The sequence below is a fragment of the Gilliamella sp. A7 genome (assembly GCF_002142015.1).
GTDB classification, from domain to species: Bacteria; Pseudomonadota; Gammaproteobacteria; order Enterobacterales; family Orbaceae; genus Gilliamella; species Gilliamella apis_A.
The window spans coordinates 1-6,651 of record NZ_NASN01000075.1; the positions used below are offsets into that span (position 1 = coordinate 1).

At 38.4% G+C, this 6,651-nt stretch carries 8 protein-coding genes and 2 pseudogenes; 6 read left to right on the top strand and 4 right to left on the bottom strand.

All coding sequences use genetic code 11. The annotated features are described in order from the left end of the window. The coding region (locus tag B6D18_RS12860; protein WP_223232774.1) for a hypothetical protein at positions 1-68 on the top strand (68 nt) is incomplete at its 5' end. Positions 69-83: 15 nt separating this feature from the next. Here the strand turns inward: B6D18_RS12860 and B6D18_RS11810 are convergent. Further along, positions 84-203 (bottom strand): annotated as a pseudogene (locus B6D18_RS11810) (LysR family transcriptional regulator); the annotation flags it as partial. Positions 204-433: 230 nt separating this feature from the next. Continuing rightward, positions 434-1,639: a sodium/glutamate symporter gene (gltS, locus tag B6D18_RS11815; protein WP_000599533.1), complete on the bottom strand. Its 1,206-nt coding sequence runs from the start codon at positions 1,637-1,639 to the stop codon at positions 434-436. Between the two features lie 443 nt (positions 1,640-2,082). On the opposite strand from gltS, the gene B6D18_RS11820 reads away from it, so the two are divergent. From B6D18_RS11820 to B6D18_RS11830, 3 genes are read left to right on the top strand one after another with little or no spacing between them, the layout of a single operon-like run. Continuing rightward, positions 2,083-2,403 (top strand): antibiotic biosynthesis monooxygenase, encoded by a 321-nt coding sequence (locus B6D18_RS11820; protein ID WP_000562370.1) that lies wholly within the window; start codon positions 2,083-2,085, stop codon positions 2,401-2,403. Next, entirely contained in the window at positions 2,396-2,782 is a 387-nt protein-coding gene (locus B6D18_RS11825) for a hypothetical protein (RefSeq protein ID WP_000460651.1), read from the top strand. The genes B6D18_RS11820 and B6D18_RS11825 overlap by 8 nt, the downstream gene beginning before the upstream one ends. 7 nt (positions 2,783-2,789) lie before the next feature. Next, complete coding sequence (locus tag B6D18_RS11830) at positions 2,790-3,476, top strand: helix-turn-helix transcriptional regulator (protein ID WP_001284954.1); 687 nt, start codon at positions 2,790-2,792, stop codon at positions 3,474-3,476. Here B6D18_RS11830 and tetR(B) read toward each other — a convergent pair. Further along, a complete protein-coding gene (gene tetR(B), locus B6D18_RS11835) occupies positions 3,454-4,077 on the bottom strand; it encodes a tetracycline resistance transcriptional repressor TetR(B) (RefSeq protein ID WP_000088605.1) in 624 nt (207 codons plus the stop codon). The two genes, B6D18_RS11830 and tetR(B), sit on opposite strands and share 23 nt — an antisense overlap. Before the next feature lie 81 nt (positions 4,078-4,158). On the opposite strand from tetR(B), the gene tet(B) reads away from it, so the two are divergent. Next, complete coding sequence (tet(B), locus tag B6D18_RS11840) at positions 4,159-5,364, top strand: tetracycline efflux MFS transporter Tet(B) (protein WP_001089072.1); 1,206 nt, start codon at positions 4,159-4,161, stop codon at positions 5,362-5,364. A 112-nt stretch (positions 5,365-5,476) separates the two neighbouring features. Here the strand turns inward: tet(B) and tetC are convergent, their stop codons facing one another. Beyond that, positions 5,477-6,070, bottom strand: a complete 594-nt coding sequence (tetC, locus tag B6D18_RS11845) for a tetracyline resistance-associated transcriptional repressor TetC (RefSeq protein ID WP_000428546.1) — start codon at positions 6,068-6,070, stop codon at positions 5,477-5,479. An 87-nt stretch (positions 6,071-6,157) separates the two neighbouring features. Here tetC and B6D18_RS11850 point away from each other — a divergent pair. Continuing rightward, a pseudogene (locus B6D18_RS11850) lies at positions 6,158-6,553 on the top strand (helix-turn-helix domain-containing protein); the annotation flags it as partial. Positions 6,554-6,651: the final 98 nt, after the last annotated feature.

The following is a 6,651-nucleotide window of genomic DNA, read 5'->3' on the forward strand; positions in this document are numbered from 1 at the left end:
CACTCGTGGCTGCAACCCTGCTTACTCAAAATCTATTCACACATGGTTACGTTTTGGGGAAATTATGAGGGGATCTCTCAGTGCTCAGCATGTTTGAGTGCTTTACTCGCCGCGGGTTGAGAAATATGTAAAACTTCAGCCGCACGCGTTAAGGAACCACAAGTCATTACAGCATAAAAGATATCGAGATGTCTTAATTTCATTCCATGTAGCCTACTGATTATTTATTTCTACGGACTATTCTAACGAATAAAGTATAAATAATCAGATATACTCGTCATAATTCAAATTTTGGTTTAGTTGTCACGAGAATTAATTCGTAAACGTGCAAGCTAAATAGATTGACTAGGGGAATATACGGGGTAAGAAAGCGGCTCGGCATACTGCCCTATAATAAATTGTTAGGAGAAGTACGCCGAGTAGTGTGTAGCTATTAGGTAAAGTATGTACCAATTTCAATAAATATTTTAATTAAGATACTGTTTGAAATATCAACAATAAAGGCACCGACCATAGGAACGACAAGGAAAGCTTTATGTGATGGTCCAAATGCTTTTGTGACTGTTTGCATATTCGCAATTGCTGTTGGTGTTGCTCCCATACCAAAGCCACAGTGACCCGCGCTGATCACGACAGCATCATAATCTTTGCCCATCATTTTGAAGGTGACAAAGCAGGCAAATAGCACCATGACAACAGTTTGTACAGCAATGATAATTAATACTGGCCCTGCCATGCTTGCCAATTGACCAAATTTTAATGACATTAACGCCATTGCCAAGAAAAGCGATAAAGCAACGCTACCTAATACATCGACGGTCGGCTCAAACACTTCGTGTTTAAATACATGAGTCAGTGTATTACGGATAATAATACCGACAAATAAACACCAGACAAAAGTAGGCAGTTGCAGAAAAGTATCTTTAAACAATGCACTGATATAGCCACCAACAACAATACAGATAATCAGCATTGAAATGGTTTCAATAACGTTATTTGCATTGATTTTTCTTTTGACGCTTGGTTGCTCAAAAGCTTCAACGATAGTGTCGCGCTCTTGCTCGGTTGTTTTAGGAATAGAGACCTTTTTCAAAAGATGACGGGCAACAGGGCCGCCAACTAAACCACCCAACACTAATCCAAGTGTTGCACAAGCCATCGCTAATTCAACGGCGCCTGTTACACCATATTTATCAGCGAGAATAGGGCCCCATGCTCCGGCATTACCATGACCACCTGTTAGAGTAATTGAACCTGCAATTAAGCCAATAAATGGACTTTCATTCATCATGACAGCCATACTCATGCCGACAGTATTTTGAATGGCGATTAGGATCGTTACTGCAATAGTTAATAGAACTAACGGCTTTCCTCCTTTAATCAGTCGAGAAAAGTCAGAACTTAGCCCGATAGAGGAAAAGAATGTGAGCATTAATAAACTTTGCAATGAAGCATCAAAAGTAAACGAATAACCTGATGTTTTATCAATAATTAACAGAACAATTGCAACAATAAAGCCACCAACGACGGCTTCTGGTATGTGGTTTTTTTGTAGGAACGGGGTAAATTTTACGACAAACATTCCTATGAGTAGCGCGATACATGCGACTAATAATGTATAACTGGCATCTAGGATCATTTTTTTACCTCTATTAGTTTACCAGAATTTTCACTATAACAATTTAACAATAGTGAAAAATGAAGTTACTTTGGTTAACTAATCTTTAACAATGAGTTTTATTAGGGTATCCATAACTTTTAGTTAATAGGGTCATAATTTTAGTGTGATCTTAATCATGAAATATTAAAAAGATTAAAATAACAACAATGGTATTTAATGATGGGTAAACCTAAATACCATGCGGGATCCGCACTATTTTCGGTGATAGCAAAAAATAAAAAAGTATAAATAATAAACAAAATTATAAGAGAAGGAGAACATGATAAGCGCAGGCCGAGCAATTTAAAGAAGTGTGATATACAACATAAAACAGCAGCATGACCTTTCTATATTTCGTTGCTTATCGAAGTGTTAATTTTCGGGTGGATTACTCTGTTTGTTGATTAATAACGGAGAAAAATATGATTGCTGTAATATTTGAGGTGCAAATACAACCCGACCAACAAACTCGCTATTTGACTTTAGCTGAGGAGTTAAGACCACTATTAAGTCATGTAGCTGGTTTTATTTCAATTGAACGTTTTCAAAGTCTAGCTACAGAAGGAAAAATGTTATCGCTATCTTGGTGGGAAAACGAATACGCAGTTCTGCAATGGAAAAATCATGTTTTACATGCGAAAGCTCAACAAGAAGGGCGAGAGTCAATATTTGATTTTTACAAAATTAGTATTGCTCATATTACTCGCGAATATTCATTTAAAAAGGACAAGGATAATGTTTGATGTTCACGTTGTTTTAGATAATCAAATAGGACAATTAGCATTACTAGGAAAAACATTAGGTAATAAAGGTATTGGATTGGAAGGGGGAGGGATATTTACGGTTGGTGATGAATGCCATGCTCATTTTCTTGTTGAACAAGGAAAGGAAGCTAAAATAGCGCTAGAGCAAGCTGGACTGTTAGTACTTGCGATCCGGACACCATTAATTCGTAAGTTAAAACAGGAAAAACCGGGGGAACTTGGCGAAATAGCACGAGTATTGGCGGAGAATAACATTAATATTTTAGTGCAATACAGTGACCATGCTAACCAACTGATATTAATAACGGACAATGATAGTATGGCTGCATCTGTTACGCTCCCTTGGGCAATAAAGTGAACTTGCGATGGCTAATTTAATACGAAAAGAGGTTACCTTTGAGTCCTCAATAGCCGCGATAGGGGCGGCTATGTCTGACATTTCACGAGTTAAAATACTCAGTGCTTTGATGGATGGGCGAGCTTGGACGGCCACTGAGCTAAGTTCTGTGGCGAATATATCAGCTTCAACGGCGAGCAGTCATTTATCTAAATTATTAGATTGCCAGCTAATCACAGTAGTAGCTCAAGGCAAGCATCGTTATTTTCGGCTAGCAGGAAAAGATATTGCTGAATTGATGGAAAGTATGATGGGGATCTCCTTAAACCATGGCGTACATGCCAAAGTTTCCACGCCAGTGCATTTACGAAAAGCACGTACTTGCTATGATCATTTAGCTGGCGAAGTTGCCGTTAAGATCTATGATTCCCTTTGTCAACAGCAATGGATCACTGAAAATGGTTCAATGATCACATTAAGTGGTATTCAATATTTTCATGAAATGGGAATTGACGTTCCTTCCAAACATTCACGTAAAATCTGTTGTGCGTGTTTAGATTGGAGTGAACGCCGTTTCCATTTAGGTGGGTACGTTGGAGCCGCATTATTTTCGCTTTATGAATCTAAAGGGTGGTTAACTCGACATCTTGGTTACCGTGAAGTTACCATCACGGAAAAAGGTTATGCTGCTTTTAAGACCCACTTTCACATTTAAGTTGTTTTTCTAATCCGCATATGATCAATTCAAGGCCGAATAAGAAGGCTGGCTCTGCACCTTGGTGATCAAATAATTCGATAGCTTGTCGTAATAATGGCGGCATACTATCAGTAGTAGGTGTTTCCCTTTCTTCTTTAGCGACTTGATGCTCTTGATCTTCCAATACGCAACCTAAAGTAAAATGCCCCACAGCGCTGAGTGCATATAATGCATTCTCTAGTGAAAAACCTTGTTGGCATAAAAAGGCTAATTGATTTTCGAGAGTTTCATACTGTTTTTCTGTAGGCCGTGTACCTAAATGTACTTTTGCTCCATCGCGATGACTTAGTAAAGCACATCTAAAACTTTTAGCGTTATTACGTAAAAAATCTTGCCAGCTTTCCCCTTCTAAAGGGCAAAAGTGAGTATGGTGCCTATCTAACATCTCAATGGCTAAGGCGTCGAGCAAAGCCCGCTTATTTTTTACATGCCAATACAATGTAGGCTGCTCTACACCTAGCTTCTGGGCGAGTTTACGGGTTGTTAAACCTTCGATTCCGACCTCATTAAGCAGCTCTAATGCGCTGTTAATCACTTTACTTTTATCTAATCTAGACATCATTAATTCCTAATTTTTGTTGACACTCTATCATTGATAGAGTTATTTTACCACTCCCTATCAGTAATAGAGAAAAGTGAAATGAATAGTTCGACAAAGATCGCATTGGTAATTACGTTACTCGATGCCATGGGGATTGGCCTTATCATGCCAGTCTTGCCAACGTTATTACGTGAATTTATTGCTTCGGAAGATATCGCTAACCACTTTGGCGTATTGCTTGCACTTTATGCGTTAATGCAGGTTATCTTTGCTCCTTGGCTTGGAAAAATGTCTGACCGATTTGGTCGGCGCCCAGTGCTGTTGTTGTCATTAATAGGCGCATCGCTGGATTACTTATTGCTGGCTTTTTCAAGTGCGCTTTGGATGCTGTATTTAGGCCGTTTGCTTTCAGGGATCACAGGAGCTACTGGGGCTGTCGCGGCATCGGTCATTGCCGATACCACCTCAGCTTCTCAACGCGTGAAGTGGTTCGGTTGGTTAGGGGCAAGTTTTGGGCTTGGTTTAATAGCGGGGCCTATTATTGGTGGTTTTGCAGGAGAGATTTCACCGCATAGTCCCTTTTTTATCGCTGCGTTGCTAAATATTGTCACTTTCCTTGTGGTTATGTTTTGGTTCCGTGAAACCAAAAATACACGTGATAATACAGATACCGAAGTAGGGGTTGAGACGCAATCGAATTCGGTATACATCACTTTATTTAAAACGATGCCCATTTTGTTGATTATTTATTTTTCAGCGCAATTGATAGGCCAAATTCCCGCAACGGTGTGGGTGCTATTTACCGAAAATCGTTTTGGATGGAATAGCATGATGGTTGGCTTTTCATTAGCGGGTCTTGGTCTTTTACACTCAGTATTCCAAGCCTTTGTGGCAGGAAGAATAGCCACTAAATGGGGCGAAAAAACGGCAGTACTGCTCGGATTTATTGCAGATAGTAGTGCATTTGCCTTTTTAGCGTTTATATCTGAAGGTTGGTTAGTTTTCCCTGTTTTAATTTTATTGGCTGGTGGTGGGATCGCTTTACCTGCATTACAGGGAGTGATGTCTATCCAAACAAAGAGTCATCAGCAAGGTGCTTTACAGGGATTATTGGTGAGCCTTACCAATGCAACCGGTGTTATTGGCCCATTACTGTTTGCTGTTATTTATAATCATTCACTACCAATTTGGGATGGCTGGATTTGGATTATTGGTTTAGCGTTTTACTGTATTATTATCCTGCTATCGATGACCTTCATGTTAACCCCTCAAGCTCAGGGGAGTAAACAGGAGACAAGTGCTTAGTTATTTCGTCACCAAATGATGTTATTCCGCGAAATATAATGACCCTCTTGATAACCCAAGAGGGCATTTTTTACGATAAAGAAGATTTAGCTTCAAATAAAACCTATCTATTTTATTTATCTTTCAAGCTCAATAAAAAGCCGCGGTAAATAGCAATAAATTGGCCTTTTTTATCGGCAAGCTCTTTTAGGTTTTTCGCATGTATTGCGATATGCATAAACCAGCCATTGAGTAAGTTTTTAAGCACATCATCATCATAAGCTTTAAGTTGGTTCTCTTGGATCAATTTGCTGACAATGGCGTTTACCTTACCAGTAATGTATTCAAGGCTAATTTTTTCAAGTTCATTCCAACCAATGATAGGCATCACTTCTTGGATAGGGATAAGGTTTTTATTATTATCAATAATATAATCAAGATAATGTTCAAATATACTTTCTAAGGCAGACCAACCATTTGTTAAATCAGTTTTTGTTGTGATGTAGGCATCAATCATAATTAATTGCTGCTTATAACAGGCACTGAGTAATTGTTTTTTATTTTTAAAGTGATGATAAAAGGCACCTTTGGTCACCAACGCTTTTCCCGAGATCTCATCTATTGAAACAGCTTGATAGCCTTTTTCAACAAACAATATTCGTGCTGAGTTAACCAGTGATTGATAGGTACTCTTAAAATTTTCTTGTTGATGATTTTTATTTTCCATGATAGATTTAAAATAACATACCGTCAGTATGTTTATGGTATCATGATGATGTGGTCGTGACAATCTTAAGAACATTTAGGTTATTTTATGTATATTGAACAGCATTCTCGCTATCAAAATAAAGCTAATAACATCCAATTAAGATATGATGATAAGCAGTTTCATACAACGGTTATCAAAGATGTTCTATTATGGATTGAACATAATTTAGATCAGTCTTTACTGCTTGATGATGTGGCGAATAAAGCGGGTTATACCAAGTGGTATTTTCAGCGGCTGTTCAAAAAAGTAACAGGGGTCACACTGGCTAGCTATATTCGTGCTCGTCGTTTGACGAAAGCGGCTGTTGAGTTGAGGTTGACGAAAAAAACTATCCTTGAGATCGCATTAAAATATCAATTTGATTCCCAACAATCTTTTACACGTCGATTTAAGTACATTTTTAAGGTTACACCAAGTTATTATCGGCGTAATAAATTATGGGAATTGGAGGCAATGCACTGAGAGATCCCCTCATAATTTCCCCAAAGCGTAACCATGTGTGAATAAATTTTGAGCTAGTAGGGTTGCAGCCACGAGTA